This window comes from Streptomyces sp. NBC_00370, from assembly GCF_036084755.1.
In the GTDB taxonomy this organism is placed as follows: domain Bacteria; phylum Actinomycetota; class Actinomycetes; order Streptomycetales; family Streptomycetaceae; genus Streptomyces.
Map to the genome: position 1 here is coordinate 6,184,677 of NZ_CP107968.1, position 17,632 is coordinate 6,202,308.

General features: G+C 69.9%; 16 protein-coding genes. 9 read left to right on the forward strand and 7 right to left on the reverse strand.

Going from position 1 to position 17,632, the window contains the following annotated elements; translation table 11 throughout:
- From OHS57_RS27735 to OHS57_RS27750, 4 genes are all read right to left on the reverse strand, one after another.
- Window positions 1-1,143, reverse strand: coding sequence for a hypothetical protein (locus OHS57_RS27735; RefSeq protein WP_328583659.1), 1,143 nt, complete (start codon window positions 1,141-1,143; stop codon window positions 1-3).
- Window positions 1,125-1,856: an ABC transporter ATP-binding protein gene (locus OHS57_RS27740; protein WP_041983860.1), complete on the reverse strand. Its 732-nt coding sequence runs from the start codon at window positions 1,854-1,856 to the stop codon at window positions 1,125-1,127. The genes OHS57_RS27735 and OHS57_RS27740 overlap by 19 nt, the downstream gene beginning before the upstream one ends.
- 212 nt (window positions 1,857-2,068) lie before the next feature.
- Window positions 2,069-3,448 carry an aspartate aminotransferase family protein gene (locus OHS57_RS27745; protein ID WP_078863390.1) on the reverse strand — a complete coding sequence of 460 codons (1,380 nt, stop codon included), beginning with the start codon at window positions 3,446-3,448 and terminating at the stop codon, window positions 2,069-2,071.
- Window positions 3,433-3,924, reverse strand: coding sequence for an Lrp/AsnC family transcriptional regulator (locus OHS57_RS27750; RefSeq protein WP_041983858.1), 492 nt, complete (start codon window positions 3,922-3,924; stop codon window positions 3,433-3,435). The genes OHS57_RS27745 and OHS57_RS27750 overlap by 16 nt, the downstream gene beginning before the upstream one ends.
- Before the next feature lie 194 nt (window positions 3,925-4,118).
- Between OHS57_RS27750 and OHS57_RS27755 the strand changes: the two genes are divergently transcribed.
- Both OHS57_RS27755 and OHS57_RS27760 read left to right on the forward strand, forming a co-directional pair.
- A complete protein-coding gene (locus tag OHS57_RS27755) occupies window positions 4,119-5,558 on the forward strand; it encodes a gamma-aminobutyraldehyde dehydrogenase (RefSeq protein ID WP_328583660.1) in 1,440 nt (479 codons plus the stop codon).
- Window positions 5,559-5,653: 95 nt separating this feature from the next.
- Window positions 5,654-6,853 (forward strand): ABC transporter substrate-binding protein, encoded by a 1,200-nt coding sequence (locus OHS57_RS27760; RefSeq protein ID WP_328583661.1) that lies wholly within the window; start codon window positions 5,654-5,656, stop codon window positions 6,851-6,853.
- 43 nt (window positions 6,854-6,896) lie between these two features.
- Here the strand turns inward: OHS57_RS27760 and OHS57_RS27765 are convergent, their stop codons facing one another.
- Entirely contained in the window at window positions 6,897-7,583 is a 687-nt protein-coding gene (locus tag OHS57_RS27765; protein ID WP_328583662.1) for a glycerophosphodiester phosphodiesterase, read from the reverse strand.
- Between the two features lie 43 nt (window positions 7,584-7,626).
- Window positions 7,627-8,706, reverse strand: a complete 1,080-nt coding sequence (locus tag OHS57_RS27770; RefSeq protein WP_443042981.1) for an adenosine deaminase — start codon at window positions 8,704-8,706, stop codon at window positions 7,627-7,629.
- A gap of 68 nt (window positions 8,707-8,774) precedes the next feature.
- On the opposite strand from OHS57_RS27770, the gene OHS57_RS27775 reads away from it, so the two are divergent.
- Window positions 8,775-9,491: a DUF4190 domain-containing protein gene (locus tag OHS57_RS27775; RefSeq protein WP_328583663.1), complete on the forward strand. Its 717-nt coding sequence runs from the start codon at window positions 8,775-8,777 to the stop codon at window positions 9,489-9,491.
- 39 nt (window positions 9,492-9,530) lie between these two features.
- Here the strand turns inward: OHS57_RS27775 and OHS57_RS27780 are convergent, their stop codons facing one another.
- Complete coding sequence (locus OHS57_RS27780) at window positions 9,531-10,052, reverse strand: NADAR family protein (RefSeq protein WP_328583664.1); 522 nt, start codon at window positions 10,050-10,052, stop codon at window positions 9,531-9,533.
- Window positions 10,053-10,227: 175 nt separating this feature from the next.
- Here OHS57_RS27780 and OHS57_RS27785 point away from each other — a divergent pair, with 175 nt between their 5' ends.
- The 6 genes from OHS57_RS27785 to OHS57_RS27810 all read left to right on the forward strand — a co-directional run bounded on the left by OHS57_RS27785 (window position 10,228) and on the right by OHS57_RS27810 (window position 17,528).
- On the forward strand, window positions 10,228-11,745 hold the full coding sequence (locus OHS57_RS27785) for a gamma-aminobutyraldehyde dehydrogenase (protein WP_328583665.1): 1,518 nt from the start codon (window positions 10,228-10,230) through the stop codon (window positions 11,743-11,745).
- Window positions 11,746-11,769: 24 nt separating this feature from the next.
- Window positions 11,770-13,017 (forward strand): polyamine ABC transporter substrate-binding protein, encoded by a 1,248-nt coding sequence (locus OHS57_RS27790; RefSeq protein WP_041983844.1) that lies wholly within the window; start codon window positions 11,770-11,772, stop codon window positions 13,015-13,017.
- A 56-nt stretch (window positions 13,018-13,073) separates the two neighbouring features.
- On the forward strand, window positions 13,074-14,258 hold the full coding sequence (locus OHS57_RS27795; RefSeq protein ID WP_041983841.1) for an ABC transporter ATP-binding protein: 1,185 nt from the start codon (window positions 13,074-13,076) through the stop codon (window positions 14,256-14,258).
- Window positions 14,255-15,196, forward strand: a complete 942-nt coding sequence (locus OHS57_RS27800) for an ABC transporter permease (protein ID WP_041983840.1) — start codon at window positions 14,255-14,257, stop codon at window positions 15,194-15,196. Before OHS57_RS27795 ends, OHS57_RS27800 begins: the two co-directional genes overlap by 4 nt.
- Window positions 15,196-16,002: an ABC transporter permease gene (locus OHS57_RS27805; RefSeq protein ID WP_328583666.1), complete on the forward strand. Its 807-nt coding sequence runs from the start codon at window positions 15,196-15,198 to the stop codon at window positions 16,000-16,002. The genes OHS57_RS27800 and OHS57_RS27805 overlap by 1 nt, the downstream gene beginning before the upstream one ends.
- Window positions 16,003-16,076: 74 nt before the next feature.
- Window positions 16,077-17,528, forward strand: a complete 1,452-nt coding sequence (locus OHS57_RS27810) for an NAD(P)/FAD-dependent oxidoreductase (RefSeq protein WP_328583667.1) — start codon at window positions 16,077-16,079, stop codon at window positions 17,526-17,528.
- The last annotated feature ends 104 nt before the right edge of the window (window positions 17,529-17,632 follow it).

A 17,632-nucleotide genomic window follows, 5' to 3' on the forward strand; every position in this document is an offset into this window, starting at 1 on the left:
TCAGCGGCTCAGCGGCAGCGCGGCGAGGGTGGAGACGGCCCAGGTCAGCGGTACGAAGACGACGAGCAGCGCGAAGGCGCGCGTCGTCGCCGCCGTACGCAGCACCGCGACCGGAGCGCCCTGTCCGCGCAGCGCCCGTGTGCTGTCGGCACGGGACTGCCGGGACTCCAGCGCCGCCGTCAGCAGCGTCGCGGCGGCGCAGCCGATGACGAGGCTCGCGCCGAGCCCGGTGAGCGGGCCGAAGGGGCGCTCGTCGCCGGGGCCGTACAGCGAGGCCGCCGCGAACACCCCGGAGACCACCGCGCACAGCACCCCGAGCGGGCGGCCGATCCTGCGCGCCTCCGTCATCAGGGCGCGGCCCGCCAGCAGCCGTACGGCGCCGGGGCGCAGGGCCTGGAGCAGCCAGCCGCTGAGATGGACGATGCCGGGCCCGGCCAGCGCGAGTCCCACCGCCGTGAGGGTCCAGCCGGCCAGTACCCCGGCCGGACTGCCGTCGAAGTGCCCGGGCAGCGGGAGCGGGGTGCCGCCCCCGCCCCTACTCGCGTACGTCTCGACGGCGAGCCCGGCGGCGGTGAGCGCGATGCCCCACGGCAGTCCGGTCGGCGCCGGTGCTTCCCTGGTCGCCTCGTCCGTGGCCCGGCGGGCCCGGGGGCGCAGTGTGAGGGCGGCGGCCACCGACGCGGTGACCGGCAGGAGGGCCAGCAGCAGGGCGGCGGCCGCGACCGGCACGGGGCGGTCGGCTGCGAGCAGGTCGGCGGCGGCGCCGTCGAGGGGCAGCCCCGTCGGATCGCCGCGCAGATGCAGGAAGAGCAGCAGCGCCAGCGCGCTGCCGAGCGTGCAGGACACGGCGGTGGAGGCGGCGGCCAGCGCCGTCAGCCGGGCCGGGCCGAGCCCCACGGCGGAGAGCCCGGAGCGCGGCTTGGTCCCGGGGTCGGTACGGGCCACGGCGACCGCGAACTGCACGGTCGCGGCCAGCGGGATCAGACACCACAGCAGCCGCAGCATCGATCCGGCCGGATGGCCGACCGCCCAGCCCAGGGTGCACAGCAGCAGGAAGCCGACGCCCGCCGAAGCGGCGACGACCAGCAGCCGGCGCAGCTGGACCAGGGGCCGCGCGCCTCGGGCTAGACGGAGAGCGAGCACGCCGCCCGGCCTTCCGCCTCGGAGGTCCGGTGCGCGTCGTCGGTGCGGCGCCCGTCGACCAGCGTCACCGTGCGGTCGGCGAGCGTCGCCGCCTCCGGGTCGAGGGTGGCGATGACGACGGTGATGTCGTGCGAGCGGGCCGCCGTCGTCAGCGTACGGAGCACCTGCGCGCGGTCCGTACGGTGCAGCGGCGCCGTCGGCTCGTCGGCGAACAGCACCGAGGGCGAGGCGACCAGCGCACGGGCCACGGCCACCCGCTGGCGCTCGGACTGCAGCAGCGTGTGCGGGCGCTTGCGGGCGAGCGCGCCGATGTCGAGCCGCTCCAGCCACTCCATGGCGGCGGACTTGGCGGCGCGGTGCGAGGAGCCGCGCAGCAGCAGCGGCAGCGCCGCGTTCTCCCAGGCGCTCAGCTCGGGGACGAGCGAGGGGTCGGCGCCGATCCAGCTGAAGCGGTCGCTGCGCAGCCGCTCGCGGAGCTGCGGGGTCATGGTGTGCACGGCGGTGCTGTCGAACCAGACCTCGCCCTCCTGCGGGACCAGCTGGCCCGACAGACAGCGCAGCAGGGTCGTCTTGCCGCTGCCGCGTGGGCCGTTGACGGCGAGGATCTCCCCTTCGCGTACGCCGAGGGAGACACCGTCGAGCGCTGGCGAGCCGCTGTGGGAGTAGTGCAGGGAACGCGCCCAGAGCACGTCGTTGTCCGGCGGGGCCACCATGGCGTACACCTCGTTCGGATCAGATTTACCGCCCGTCCGGGGGACGGCGGCGGGGCCGATCGGTCACTGGGCACGCTAAGCAGACTCGGGCTGGTGTGCGGACAGCACACGGCCCGGATGCCGCCCTTCTCACCCGAAAGGGGGGCACCCGGGCCGTCAACAGGCTCAGCGTTCGATCAGGGCGTAAGCCTGCCGCTCGTCGACGGGTACGCCTACAGCTTGGTGTACGCCTCCGTCAGCACGGACCGCAGGATGCCCTCGATCTCGTCGAAGGTCCCCTGGTCGGAGATGAGCGGCGGCGCCAGCTGGACGACCGGGTCGCCGCGGTCGTCGGCCCGGCAGTACAGACCCTGTGCGAACAGCTCCTTGGAGAGGAAGCCGTACAGCACGCGCTCCGTCTCCTCGTCGGTGAACGTCTCCTTGGTGGCCTTGTCCTTGACCAGCTCGATCCCGTAGAAGAAGCCGTTGCCGCGTACGTCTCCGACGATCGGCAGGTCGTGCAGCTTCTTCAGGGTGTCGAAGAACGCGCCCTCGTTGTCGAGGACGTGCTGGTTGAGGCTCTCGCGCTCGAACAGGTCGAGGTTGGCGAGGCCGACGGCGGCGGAGACCGGGTGGCCGCCGAACGTGTAGCCGTGCAGGAAGGTGTTGTCACCCTGGTAGAACGGCTCGGCGAGCCGGTCGGAGATGACGCAGGCGCCGATCGGGGAGTAGCCCGACGTCATGCCCTTGGCGCAGGTGATCATGTCGGGTACGTAGCCGAACTTGTCGCACGCGAACATCGTGCCGAGCCGGCCGAAGGCGCAGATGACCTCGTCCGAGACGAGCAGCACGTCGTACTGGTCGCAGATCTCGCGCACCCGCTGGAAGTAGCCGGGCGGCGGCGGGAAGCAGCCGCCGGAGTTCTGCACCGGCTCCAGGAAGACCGCGGCGACCGTCTCGGGACCCTCGAAGAGGATCTCCTGCTCGATCTGGTCGGCGGCCCAGCGGCCGAACGCCTCCGGGTCGTCGCCGTGGATCGGCGCCCGGTAGATGTTGGTGTTGGGCACCTTGTGCGCGCCGGGCACCAGCGGCTCGAAGGGCGCCTTCAGCGACGGCAGTCCGGTGATGGACAGGGCTCCCTGCGGGGTGCCGTGGTAGGCGACGGCGCGCGAGATGACCTTGTACTTGGTGGGCTTGCCGGTCAGCTTGAAGTACTGCTTGGCGAGCTTCCAGGCGGTCTCGACCGCCTCGCCGCCGCCGGTGGTGAAGAAGACCTTGTTGAGGTCGCCGGGCGCGTAGTCGGCGAGCCGCTCGGCCAGCTCGACCGCCTTCGGGTGCGCGTACGACCAGATCGGGAAGAAGCCCAGCTCCTGGCCCTGCTTGTAGGCGGTCTCGGCGAGCTCGTGCCGGCCGTGCCCCGCGTTCACCACGAACAGCCCGGACAGCCCGTCGAGGTACCGCTTGCCCTTGTCGTCGTAGATGTAGGTGCCCTCACCACGCACGATGGTGGGCACGGGTGCGTTCTCGTAGTCCGACATGCGGGTGAAGTGCATCCACAGGTGGTCGTACGCGGTTTTGGAGAGGTCCTTGCTCACGGCTATCGGGTTCCCCACATATAGGTCTGCTTCTTCAACTTGAGGTAGACGAAGCTCTCGGTGGAGCGCACGCCGGGGAGCGCGCGGATCCTTTTGTTGATCACATCGAGCAGGTGGTCGTCGTCCTCGCAGACGACCTCCACCATCAGGTCGAACGAGCCCGCGGTCATCACCACGTACTCGCACTCGTCCATGGCGGCCAGCTCGTCGGCGATCATCTCCATGTCGCCCTCGACGTTGACGCCGACCATCGCCTGCCGCCGGAAGCCCACGGTGAGCGGGTCGGTGACGGCGACGATCTGCATCACGCCCTGGTCGAGCAGCTTCTGTACGCGCTGGCGCACGGCCGCCTCGGAGAGGCCGACGGCCTTGCCGATCGCGGCGTACGGCCGGCGTCCGTCCTCCTGCAGCTGTTCGATGATGGCGAGGGAGACGGCGTCGATCGCTGGCGACGACCCGTTCCCGGTCCTGGAGTCTGCGCTACGGCTAACCACGCGGTTCACTGTGCACTGCGACTCGACCGTCCCGCAACCCTGAAGCGATGAAATTCGTTGTTGTAGGGGTCAAATATAACCGAATCCGAAGTTGAGGAGGGTCGGGCCTGTCGAAAGCGTCGACCGAGCGTTTAGGGTGGGTGTCTCACCCACTGAGCAATCAGGGATCCGGCATCCGAACAGGAGGGGTGGCAGTGACCACCGAGCTGCGCCGTCTGCGTAACTACATCAACGGGGAGTTCAAGGACGCCGCCGACGGGCGGACCATCGAGGTGGTCAACCCCGCCACCGGCGAGGTCTACGCCACGTCCCCGCTCTCAGGACCCGCCGACGTCGACGCCGCGATGGAGGCGGCGGCCGCCGCGTTCCCCGCCTGGCGCGACACCACACCCGCCGAGCGGCAGAAGGTCCTCCTCAAGATCGCCGACGCCTTCGAGGAGCGCGCCGAGGACCTGATCGCCGCCGAGTCGGAGAACACCGGCAAGCCGCTGGGGCTCACCCGCAGCGAAGAGATCCCGCCGATGGTGGACCAGATCCGCTTCTTCGCCGGCGCGGCCCGGATGCTGGAGGGCCGTTCGGCCGGCGAGTACATGGAGGGGCTGACCTCCATCGTCCGGCGCGAGCCGGTCGGCGTCTGCGCGCAGGTCGCCCCGTGGAACTACCCGATGATGATGGGCGTGTGGAAGTTCGCCCCGGCGCTCGCCGCGGGCAACACGGTCGTACTGAAGCCGTCGGACACCACCCCCGCCTCGACCGTGCTGATGGCCGAGATCATCGGCGCGATCGTGCCCAAGGGCGTCTTCAACGTCATCTGCGGCGACCGCGACAGCGGACGCGCCATGGTCGAGCACCCGACCCCGGCGATGGCGTCGATCACCGGTTCCGTACGGGCCGGCATGCAGGTCGCCGAGTCGGCGGCCAAGGACGTCAAGCGGGTCCATCTGGAGCTGGGCGGCAAGGCCCCGGTCGTGGTCTTCGACGACGTCGACATCGCGGGCGCCGTCGCGGGCATCGCGGAGGCCGGGTACTTCAACGCGGGCCAGGACTGTACGGCCGCCTGCCGGGTCCTCGTCCACAAGTCGATCCACGACGAGTTCGTGACCGCGCTGGCGAAGGCGGCGGAGGACACCAAGACCGGCGCCGCCGACGACGAGGACGTGGCGTACGGACCGCTCAACAACGCCAACCAGCTCGCGCACGTCTCCGGCTTCATCGACCGGCTGCCGGCCCACGCCAAGGTCGAGGCGGGCGGCCACCGCGTCGGTGACAGGGGCTACTTCTACGCGGCGACCGTCGTCTCCGGGCTGAAGCAGGACGACGAGATCATCCAGCAGGAGGTCTTCGGCCCCGTCATCACCGTCCAGTCCTTCACGGACGAGGCGCAGGCGCTGGAGTACGCGAACGGCGTCGAGTTCGCCCTCGCCTCGTCGGTGTGGACCAAGGACCACGGGCGCGCGATGCGGATGTCCAAGTCCCTGGACTTCGGCTGCGTGTGGATCAACACCCACATCCCGCTGGTCGCCGAGATGCCGCACGGCGGCTTCAAGCACTCCGGCTACGGCAAGGACCTGTCCGGCTACGGCTTCGACGACTACACGCGCATCAAGCACGTGATGACGTCGCTGGACGCGTAACTTCGCCGTCCGGACGCCGAAGTCCCGCCGAGGGGGCGGGCAGTAGACACTGTGTCCATTGCCTGCCCCTCTCGCGTGGGCCGAGGGTATGGGGCATGGCTACTGCGGACCTTTCCCGACCGGTCTCCCGGCGCACGCTGCTGCACGGTCTCGGCACGGCGGGCGTGCTCGGCGCGCTGGCCGCGCTCACCGGCTGCGGTGTGCCGGCCGCGTACGTGCAGCCCGGCGACCGCGGAGCGCCCGACCGGTCGGCGGCGGACCGGACACTCACCTTCGCCAACTGGCCCCTCTACATCGACGTCGACGACGACAACCCGGCACGCCGCCCCACCCTCGACGCGTTCACCCGGCGCACCGGCATCGACGTCCGGTACACCGAGGAGATCAACGACAACGACGAGTTCTTCGGCAAGATCAGCCCCTCCCTGATCAATCATCAGGAGACCGGCAGGGACCTCGTCGTCATCAGCGACTGGATGGCCGCCAGGTTCGTCAGGCTCGGCTGGGTACAGGAGATGGACCGGTCGAAGCAGCCTCATGTCGCCGCCGAACTCGACCCGCAGCTGCGCAGCCCCGCCTTCGACGAGGGCCGGCTGCACAGCGTCCCCTGGCAGTCCGGGATCACCGGCATCGCGTACAACCGCAAGAAGCTGGGCCGGGAGATCCGCTCGACCAACGACCTGTGGGCGGACGACCTGCACGGCCGGATCACTCTGCTGTCCGGACTCGACGAGGCGTTCGCCCTGCTCATGCAGGGCAACGGCGCGGACGTCACCCGCTGGACGGCGGACGACTTCGACACGATGTGCGAGCAGGTCGAGCGGCAGAAGCGGCGCGGCCAGATCCGCCGCTTCACCGGCAACGACTACATCAAGGACCTCGCGACCGGCGACGTGGTGGCCTGTCAGGCGTACTCCGGCGACGTCATCCAGCTCCAGGCGGACAGCGCCGACATCGAGTTCGTGGTGCCCGAAGAAGGCGCCGAACTCTGGGCGGAGAGCCTGCTGATCCCCAATCTCGCCCGCCACAAGAGCAACGCGGAAGCGCTGATCGACTACTACTACGAACCCGAGGTCGCCGCCGAACTCGCCTCCTGGGTCAACTACGTCTGCCCGGTGCCTGCCGCCAGGGACGTACTGGCTTCCTCGAAGGACAAGGACAGCGCCGCGCTCGCCGAGGACCCGCTGATCTTCCCCGACGACGCGATGCGCTCACGGCTGGCGATAGCCCGGGACATCACGTCCGACGAGCGGGAGGACTACGCCAAGCGCTGGGACGCGATCGTCGGCCTCTGAGCCCTGGCCGCCGTACCGCCTTCCGGCTGCGGGTTCCGCGCCGTCACCGCTTCTCCGCCAGCAGGCCGGACAGGACGTCGACCCGGTTCGTGGTGATCGAGTCGACGCCGTACTTGACCAGCCGGCGCATGGAGCGCGCCGTGTCGACCGTCCAGGCGGAGACCAGCAGGCCGTCCCGGTGGTTGCGCTCGACCAGTTCCGTGCTGATCAGGCCGAAGCGGTAGTTCAGCCAGCGCGGCCGTACGGCGGCGAGCAGGGCCGGTACGGGCGGTGCCACCGACTTCCACGTCATCGCGATCTCGGCGGACGCGTCGGTGTTCCGCACGGCCAGCATCGTGGTGGGTCCCGCCGTGTAGAAGACCCGGTCGGCGGCGCCGCTCTCCCGTACGACACCGATGACCGTGCGGACCGCTTCCTCGGTCGCCCCCGGCAGATCGATCATGAGCCGGGACGCGGTCGTGGCCAGCAGCGCCTCGCGCAGGGTCGGCACCCCGCCGCCGGTCAGCGCGGTCAGCTCGGCGGCGGTCACGTCGGCGAGGAGCCGGTCCTGGCCCCACAGCCGGTCCAACGACGCGTCGTGCAACAGGACGGGCAGGCCGTCCTTGGTGAGCCGCACGTCGACCTCGACCGCCGCCGCTCCGCGCGCGAGCGCGGAGCGTACGGAGGGGAGGGTGTTCTCGCGTACCCGGTACGGGTCGCCTCGGTGGCCTACAGCAACGACGGTTCGCATGAGGCCATTGTGTCGGTAGGCCGCCGTGTGACGGGTCATCCGGTCACCGGGCGAGCCATGCGGCGGTGTACGAGTCGATCTCGTCGGCGAGCTGCTTCTTGCCCGCGGCGTCGAGGAAGGACGCCGCCACGCCGTTCTTGGCGAGGGCGGCGATCCCCGGCTCGTCCAGGCCGAGCAGCCGGGCGGCGACCCCGAACTCCTGGTTCAGATCGGTGCCGAACATCGGCGGATCGTCGCTGGCGATCGTCACCAGCACCCCGGCGGCGACCATCTCGATCACCGGGTGCTCGTCGATGTTCGCGACCGCGCGGGTGGCGATGTTCGACGTGGGGCAGACCTCCAGCGGAATGCGGTGCTCGGCGAGATGCGCCAGCAGCTTCGGGTCCTGTACGGCGCTGGTGCCGTGGCCGATGCGCTCGGCGCGCAGCGAGGTGAGCGCGTCCCAGATGGTCCCGGGGCCCGTCGTCTCCCCGGCGTGCGGCACGGAGTGCAGACCGGCCGCGATGGCCCGGTCGAAGTACGGCTTGAACTGCGGCCGCGGCACCCCGATCTCCGGTCCGCCGAGTCCGAAGGCGACAAGACCCTCGGGGCCCAGGTCCACCGCGAGCCTGGCCGTCTCCTCGGCGGCCTCCAGGCCCGCCTCGCCGGGGATGTCGAAGCACCAGCGCAGCACGACACCCAGCTCGGCCTCGGCCGCGACGCGCGCGTCCTCGATCGCCTCCATGAAGGCTTCCCCGGGGATGCCGCGCCTGGTGGAGCTGAACGGGGTGACGGTCAGCTCCGCGTAGCGGACGTTCTGCCGGGCCATGTCCCTGGCGACCTCGTAGGTCAGCAGCCGGACGTCCTCGGGGGTGCGGATCAGGTCGACGACCGAGAGATAGACCTCGATGAAGTGGGCGAAGTCGGTGAAGGTGAAGTAGTCGGCCAGTGCCTCGGGGTCGGTCGGCACCTTGGAGTCGGGGTGCCGGCCGGCCAGCTCGGACACGATGCGCGGGGACGCCGAACCGACGTGGTGCACATGGAGTTCGGCCTTGGGCAGCCCAGCGATAAAGGGGTGCGGATCGGTCATCGGGAGTCCTCCGTCGTGCCGGGTCGGGTGCCGGTCGGTACGCCGACGGATCATCGTAGGCCGGGCCCTTACGGGCCTGAACGCAGGCCGTAGCATGGCGGAATCACGATGGGGGAGGACCATTGTCAGACCAGAGCGAGCAGCCGCAGGGCGGCTACGAGCCGATAGACCCGTGGGCTCCGCCCGAGAAGAAGACGTCACTGGACAAGGAGCAGCGGCAGCCGTACCCCGGCCCCCAGTCCCCGGCCCCGGGCGGATCCGGCGGACCTGGCGGGCCCGGCGGATCCGGTGGCTCTGTCCATGATCTGCCGACGGTCATCGGGATGCCGGGCAGCGGCCCCGGAGCCGCGGCCGTGCCCCCTCCGCCGCAGGCCCCCTCCGGCCCCTCCGCCCCGCCCCAGCACTACGGCTACCCGGTCTACCCCAGCGGCCCCGCCCCGGCCCCCGCGCCGCCGTACCCGGGCGTCGCCGGCTACGGCTATCCCGGCTACCCCGCCTACGGACAGCTCGGTCCGCAGCAGGGCAACAGGGACGGCATGGGCACGGCGGCGCTGGTGCTCGGCATCATCTCCGTGGTGGGTTTCTGCCTCGTCGGCGTCGACATCCTCATCGGCGGCCTCGCGCTGACCCTCGGCATCCTCGGCCGCGCCCGGGCCCGCAAGGGCGTGGCGAGCAACGGCGGTGTGGCGCTGGCCGGCATGATCCTCGGCGCCGTCGGTGTGGTGTTCGCCACGGTCTTCCTCGTCTTCGTCATCTGGGCGAGCAACCAGGACGAGAACGAGCGGGACTCGACGGACCGCTATCCGACGTACGACACCTCACTCGTCGTCCCGCGCTGAGCCCCGCTCCGGCCGGCCCGCTGATCCGGCTGATCCGCTTCAGACCGGAGCCCCACTCCCGCTCCTGAGCCGGTCCCGCGCCTCCGTCAGTGCGAAACCCAGCAGGTTCAGCCCGCGCCAGCGCTCCGGGTCCAGCGCCCGCTCGTCGTCGGCGGCCAGTCCGATGCCCCAGATCCGGTCCATCGGGCTGGCCTCGACGAGTATCCGCTCGCCCGTCGCCAGCAGGAAGGCGCGCAGCGCCGGGTCCTGGCCGAACTTGTGGACGCTGCCCTCCAGCACGATCCAGTACCGCTCGCGCTCCCAGACGCTCTCGTCGAACCCGCGCACCAGCCGGCCCGCCTTCTTCGCCAGCGCCGGGTTGGCCGCTTCGACCGCGCGCCGCTCGGCCGCCGGGTCCTGGAACAGCCGCGCCTTGGCCGCCATCATCCAGTGCTCCGCCGTCGCGTACCGCACGCCGCCGACCGTGAAGGGCGACGGCCACCACTGACTCAGGCAGGACCGGTCGAGCGTGCCGTCCGCGCGCGGTGTGTGCCCCCAGAAATACAGATACGTGCTCCCCATACACGCGATTCTGGCGGTCACCACTGACACTCCGTACGCCGATCGGCGGCTCCGCGCGACACATGGTCCACCGATTCCGTCGCGTAATCAAAAGGAAACAACGGAATCCCTTGTTGAGACTAATGTCCTCTGCCAGGATCGGCACTCAACCGGAGCCGGAACAACGGAGAGCGCAATGGTCGACCCCTTCCAGGTGCAGGAACGCTTCGCCGCCGGCGCGCAGTTCATCGGCGGGCAGCTGCGACCCGGCACGTCGGGGCGTACCCAGGACGTGGTGAATCCGGCGACCGGCGAGCCGGTCCTCTCCTACGAGCTGGCGTCGACCGCCGACGTGGACGCCGCCGTCGCCGCTGCCGCCGCCGCCTTCCCCGGCTGGTCGGGCGCCACCCCGGGCGAACGCTCGGACGCGCTGCACCGCTTCGCCGCCGTACTCGCCGAAGAGGCCGGCGACTTCGCGTACGCGGAGTCGCTCCAGTGCGGCAAGCCGATCAAGCTCTCCACCGAGTTCGACGTACCGGGCACCGTCGACAACACCGCCTTCTTCGCGGGCGCCGCGCGCCATCTCGAAGGGGTGTCCGCCGGTGAGTACAGCGCCGACCACACCTCGTACGTACGCCGTGAGGCCATCGGTGTCGTGGGCTCCATCGCGCCCTGGAACTATCCGCTCCAGATGGCCGCCTGGAAGATCCTGCCTGCCGTCGCCGCGGGCAACACCATCGTCCTCAAGCCCGCCGAGATCACCCCGCTCACCTCGCTGATGTTCGCCGAGGCCGCCCGCAGGGCCGGACTGCCCGACGGGGTCGTCAACATCGTCAGCGGCGCGGGCCGCGACGCCGGCGAGCATCTGGTCGGCCACCCCGATGTCGTGATGACCTCCTTCACCGGCTCCACGGCCGTCGGCAAACGCGTCGCCGAGATCGCCACCGGCACCGTCAAGCGCCTCCATCTGGAACTCGGCGGCAAGGCGCCCTTCCTCGTCTTCGACGACGCGGACCTCGAAGCCGCCGTCAACGGAGCCGTGGCCGGATCGCTGATCAACTCCGGCCAGGACTGCACAGCCGCCACCCGCGCCTACGTACAGCGCCCGCTGTACGACGCGTTCGTGGCCGGTGTCGCCGAGCTGATGGGGACGGTCCGCCTCGGCGACCCCTTCGACCCGGCGACCGACCTCGGCCCGCTGATCTCGCACACCCACCGGGACCGGGTCGCCGGCTTCGTCGAGCGGGCCCGCGGTCACGCGCGGATCGTCACCGGCGGCGCCGCCCCGCGGGGCGAGCTGAAGAACGGCGCCTACTACCTCCCCACCCTGATCGCCGGAGCCGCCCAGGACAGCGAGATCGTCCAGAGCGAGATCTTCGGTCCCGTGCTGGTCGTGCTGCCCTTCGACGCCGACGACGAGGGCATCCGGCTCGCCAACGACACCCCGTACGGTCTCGCCGCCTCCGTCTGGAGCCGCGACGTCTACCGCACGGGCCGGGCCACCAGGGAGATCAAGGCCGGCTGTGTCTGGGTGAACGACCACATCCCGATCATCAGCGACCTGCCGCACGGCGGATACAAGGCCAGTGGTTACGGAAAAGACATGTCCGCGTACTCGTTCGAGGAGTACACACAGGTCAAACATGTGATGTACGACAACACCGCGGTACCCAGGAAGGACTGGCACCGCACGATCTTCGGGGACCGTCCTTAACTCTCACCCGAAAGGGCACAGCGCATGGAGCAGTACGAGTCCGACCCGCTGTCCGCTGTACAGCTGAAGGCCATCCAGCGCCATCTGACGACCGGCAGGGGTGCCCTCACCCGCCGCTCGGTGCTGCGTGCCGGCGGGGCAGGCGCGCTCGGCATCGGCGGTCTCGCCGCGCTGAGCGGCTGTGGGATCCCGGCGGCCAAGAAGGAGGACGGCGGTCCGGCGTCGACCGACTTCTCGGCCAAGGAGAAGAAGATCACCTTCTCCAACTGGACCGAGTACATGGACGTCACGGACGACAACAAGCACTACCCGACCCTTGAGGCGTTCACGAAGCGCACCGGGATCAAGGTCACGTACAACACGGACATCAACGACAACAACGAGTTCTTCGGCAAGATCCAGCCGCAGCTCGCCGCCGGCCAGGACATCGGCCGCGACATCATCGTCCTCACCGACTGGCTCGTCGGCCGCATCATCGGACTCGGCTGGGCGCAGACCCTCGACGCGTCGAACCTGGGCCACGCCTACGCCAACCTCACCCAGCAGTTCAGGACCCCCGACTGGGACCCCGGGCGGGCCCACTCCTACCCGTGGGCCGGCATCCCCACGGTCATCGCCTACAACACCAAGGCGACCGGGGGCCGCACCGTCACCTCCGTCTCCCAGCTGCTGGAGGACCCGAAGCTCAAGGGGAAGGTCTCCTTCCTCACCGAGATGCGGGACACCATGGGCATGACCATGCTCGACATGGGCGTCGACCCGGCGAAGTTCACCACCGACCAGTACGACGCCGCGACAGCCCGGCTGCAGAAGGGCGTCGACAGCCAGCAGGTCCGCCGCTTCACCGGCAACGACTACACCGCCGACCTCGACAAGGGCGACATCGCCGCCTGCGTCGCCTGGGCGGGGGACATCGTCCAGCTCCAGGCCGACAACCCGGCCATCAAGTACGCGATACCCGACTCCGGTTACATGATCTCCAGCGACAACATGATGGTCCCGGTCAAAGCACGTCACAAGACCAACGCCGAGAAGCTCATGGACTACTACTACGAGCCGACGGTGGCCGCCCAGCTCGCCGCCTACATCAACTACGTCTGTCCCTGCGAAGGCGTGGGCCCCGAACTGGCGAAGATCGACAAGGCGATGGCCGCCAACCCGCTGATCATCCCGGACGCGAAGATGCAGACCACGTCGCACGCCTTCCGCTCGCTGAGCAACAAGGAAGAGACGTCGCTGGAGCAGAAGTTCTCCAACCTCATCGGAGCCTGACCCGGCCACTGCCGTACGAGCGCCCGTCCATTTCTCTAGCCCCGGGACCGTTATCCATGACAGAGAACGCATCCACCAGCCGCGGCGGCGGTGACGTCCGCCTCGCCGGGATCAGCAAGACCTATGGCTCCTTCCATGCCGTCCGACCCCTCGACCTGACCGTGCCCGAAGGGTCCTTCTTCGCGCTCCTCGGCGCCTCGGGCTGCGGCAAGACCACCACCCTGCGCATGATCGCCGGACTTGAGGAGCCCACCACGGGCGCCGTCTTCCTCGGTGACAAGGACGTCACCGACCTGCCGTCCTACCGCAGGCCCGTCAACACCGTCTTCCAGAGCTACGCGCTCTTCCCGCACCTCGACATCTACGAGAACGTCGCCTTCGGGCTGCGCCGCCGCGGCATCAAGTCCGTCAAGCAACAGGTCGCCGACATGCTCGACCTCGTCCAGCTCGGTGACTTCGCCAAGCGCAAGCCGCACCAGCTCTCCGGCGGCCAGCAGCAGCGCGTCGCCGTCGCCCGTGCGCTGATCAACCGCCCGCAGGTGCTGCTGCTCGACGAACCGCTCGGCGCCCTCGACCTGAAGCTGCGCCGGCAGATGCAGCTCGAACTCAAGCGCATCCAGACCGAGGTCGGCATCACCTTCGTCCATGTCACGCACGACCAGGAGGAGGCCATGACGATGGCCGACACGGTCGCCGTGATGAACGCGGGCCGCGTCGAACAGCTCGGCACCCCCGCCGACCTGTACGAGAACCCCAGGACCACCTTCGTCGCCAACTTCCTCGGCACCTCCAACCTCATCGAGGCCGAGGTGACGGCGAAGAACGGCACGGATCTCGTCGTCACGACGGGCGGCGTCACACTGCTGCTCCCCGCGGGACGCAGCTCGGCGGCAGGCGCGGCGGGCGACAGGATGCTCGTCGGGGTACGCCCCGAGAAGATCACCCTGGCCCACGCCGACGACGCCGGCGCCGTACCCGAAGGCCGCAACCGGATCACCGGGCGGATCGTCGACTCCAGCTTCATCGGCGTCTCGACGCAGTACGTGATCGACAGCCCCGTCTGCTCCGAGTTCGAGGTGTACGCGCAGAACATCGAGCGCGACGGCCGGCTCGTACCCGGCGCCGAGGTCGTCCTGCACTGGAACCCGGAACACACCTTCGGCCTGGACGCCGACCAGTCCGTGCTTGCCGGGACAGTGCGCGACGCGGGCGTCAAGACCGTCGACGAGGAGGCGGCGTGACGGCCACGGCGGCGCCGCCCGCCGCGCCGACACCCCCGCTCTCCGACGCGGAGCCACCCGTACGCAAGGCCTCCCGGCGCAAGCGGCTCGTTCCGTACTGGCTGCTGCTGCCCGGCATCCTGTGGCTGCTGATCTTCTTCGTGGCGCCGCTGGTCTACCAGGCCTCGACCTCGGTACAGACCGGCTCGCTGGAGAAGGGCTTCCAGGTCACCTGGCACTTCCAGACGTACTGGGACGTGCTCCAGCAGTACTACCCGCAGTTCCTGCGCTCCCTGCTGTACGCCGCGACGGCGACCGTGCTGTGTCTGCTGATCGGCTACCCGCTCGCCTATCTGATCGCCTTCCGGGCGGGCCGCTGGCGCAATCTGCTGCTGGTCCTCGTCATCGCGCCGTTCTTCACCAGCTTCCTGATCCGCACCCTGGCCTGGAAGACGATCCTCGCCGACGGCGGTCCGGTCGTCTCCGTGCTGAACAACCTGCACATCATCGACGTCACGAGCTGGCTCGGCTGGACCACCGGCGACCGGGTCCTGGCCACGCCCATGGCGGTGGTCTGCGGACTCACCTACAACTTCCTGCCGTTCATGGTCCTGCCGCTCTACACCTCGCTGGAGCGCATCGACGGCCGGCTCCACGAAGCGGCGGGCGACCTGTACGCCAGGCCCTTCACCGTCTTCCGCAAGGTCACCTTCCCGCTCTCCCTGCCGGGCGTCGTCTCCGGCACCCTGCTCACCTTCATCCCGTCGAGCGGCGACTACGTCAACGCGGAACTGCTCGGCTCGGCCGACACCAAGATGATCGGCAGCGTCATCCAGTCGCAGTTCCTGCGGGTCCTCGACTATCCGGCGGCAGCGGCCCTGTCGTTCATCCTCATGGCCGTGGTCCTGGGGATGGTCACCTTCTACATCCGCCGTGCGGGGACGGAGGAGCTTCTCTGATGGCAGCGACCCGCTGGATCAGGCGCAATCTGGTCGTCATCGCAGGCGTGCTGACGCTCGCCTACATGATCGTGCCGAACGTCGTCGTGATGGTCTTCTCGTTCAACAAACCCGCGGGGCGGTTCAACTACGCCTGGCAGCACTTCTCCCTGGACGCCTGGAAGTCCCCCTGCGGCGCCGCCGGGCTCTGCGACTCCCTCGGGCTCTCCCTCCAGATCGCCGTCTGGGCGACCCTCGCCGCGACCGTCCTCGGCACGATGATCGCGTTCGCGCTGGTCCGCTACCGGTTCCACGGCCGCGGCCCGGTCAACTCGCTGATCTTCCTGCCGATGGCGATGCCCGAGGTCGTCATGGCCGCCTCGCTGCTCACGCTCTTCCTCAACCTCGGCGCGCAGCTCGGCTACGTCACCATCCTCATCGCCCACATCATGTTCTGCCTCAGCTTCGTCGTGACGGCCGTCAAGGCGCGCGTGCTGTCCATGGACCCCCGGCTGGAGGAGGCGGCGCGCGACCTCTACGCGGGGCCCGTGCAGACCTTCGTCCGGGTCACCCTGCCGATCGCGGCGCCCGGCATCGTCGCCGGCGCGCTGCTCGCGTTCGCGCTCTCGTTCGACGACTTCATCATCACGAACTTCAACGCCGGCTCGACGGTGACGTTCCCGATGTTCGTCTGGGGGTCGGCGCAGCGCGGCACGCCGGTGCAGATCAACGTGATCGGCACGGCGATGTTCATCATTGCCGTAGCGCTGGTGGTCGGCGGACAGCTGATCAGCAACCGCAGGAAGAAGACCGCCGCCACCGCGTGAGAGCCCGGCGTGCGGTTCCTGCCACGAGCAAACCCTGAGCAATCCCTGAGCAACCCCTGAAGGAGTTGGAAGACATGGCCCCAGGTGCCATGCGAACGACCGCGCGTACCCCCGCGCGTACGGACACATCAGCGCACGCGGCCGCCCTGGCCGACGTCCAGCCGCTCTCGTACTGGCTGGACGACCCGGCCAGGCCGGCCGCCGAGCCCGCCCTCACCGGCGACGAGCGCTGCGACCTGCTCGTCGTCGGCGGCGGCTACAGCGGGCTGTGGAGCGCCCTCATCGCCAAGGAGCGCGATCCCGGGCGCGATATCGTGCTGATCGAGGGCCGCGAGGCGGGCTGGGCCGCCTCGGGCCGCAACGGCGGCTTCTGCGCCGCCTCGCTCACCCACGGCTTCTCCAACGGGCTGGCCCGCTGGCCCGGCGAACTGCACACCCTCGAGGAGCTGGGCGCCCGCAACCTCGACGCCATCGAGGCCGCGGTCGCCCGCTACTCCATCGACTGCGACTTCGAGCGGGCCGGCGAGATCGACGTCGCCACCGAGCCGTACCAGCTCGACGAACTCGCCGAGCTGCGCGACGAGGCCGAGCGGCTGGGCTTCACCGGTCTCGAACTGCTCGACCAGGACGCCGTGCGGGCCGAGGTCGACTCCCCGACGTTCGTCGGCGGGCTGCTGGACCGGGACGGCGTCGCCATGCTGCATCCGGCGCGGCTCGTGTGGGGTCTCAAGCGGGCCTGCCTCGACCTCGGGGTACGGATCTACGAGAACACCCGCGGCCTCGAACTGGCGCGCTCGGGGCCCGGCATGGCCGTACGCACCCCGTACGGCCGGGTGCTGGCCAGGCAGGTCGCGCTCGGCACGAACGTCTTCCCCTCGCTGGTCAAGCGCGTCCGCCCGTACACCGTGCCGGTCTACGACTACGCGCTGATGACGGAGCAGCTCACCCCCGAACAGCTCGCCTCGATCGGCTGGCAGAACCGGCAGGGCCTCGGCGACACCGCCAACCAGTTCCACTACTTCCGGATCACCCCGGACCGGCGGATCCTGTGGGGCGGCTACGACGCCGTCTACCCGTACGGCGGCCGGCTCAGTGCCGAGCACGACCACCGGCCCGAGACGTACCTCAAGCTCGCCTCGCACTTCTTCCGCTGCTTCCCCCAGCTGGAGGGCGTGCGGTTCAGCCACGCCTGGGGCGGCGCCATCGACACCTGCACGCGCTTCTCCGCCTTCTTCGGCACCGCCTACGACGGCCGGGTCGGCTACGCGGCCGGCTACACCGGGCTGGGCGTCGGCGCGACGCGGTTCGGCGCCGACGTGATGCTCGACCTGCTGTCGGGGGAACGCACGGAGCGCACGGCGCTGGAGATGGTCCGCAGCAAGCCGCTGCCGTTCCCGCCCGAGCCCGCCGCCTGGGCGGGCATCGGGCTGACGAAGTGGTCACTGGCGCGCGCCGACGAGCGCGGTGGCCGGCGCAATCTGTGGCTGCGGACGATGGACAGGTTCGGCCTCGGCTTCGACAGCTGAGCCTGTCGAGCCCGCTGTCGAGCCCCCTGTCGAACCGCTGTCCCCTGTCGAGCCCCGGCAGCTGAATCATTTTCAATTGGTGGTCCCAACCCGCGTCATGCCCC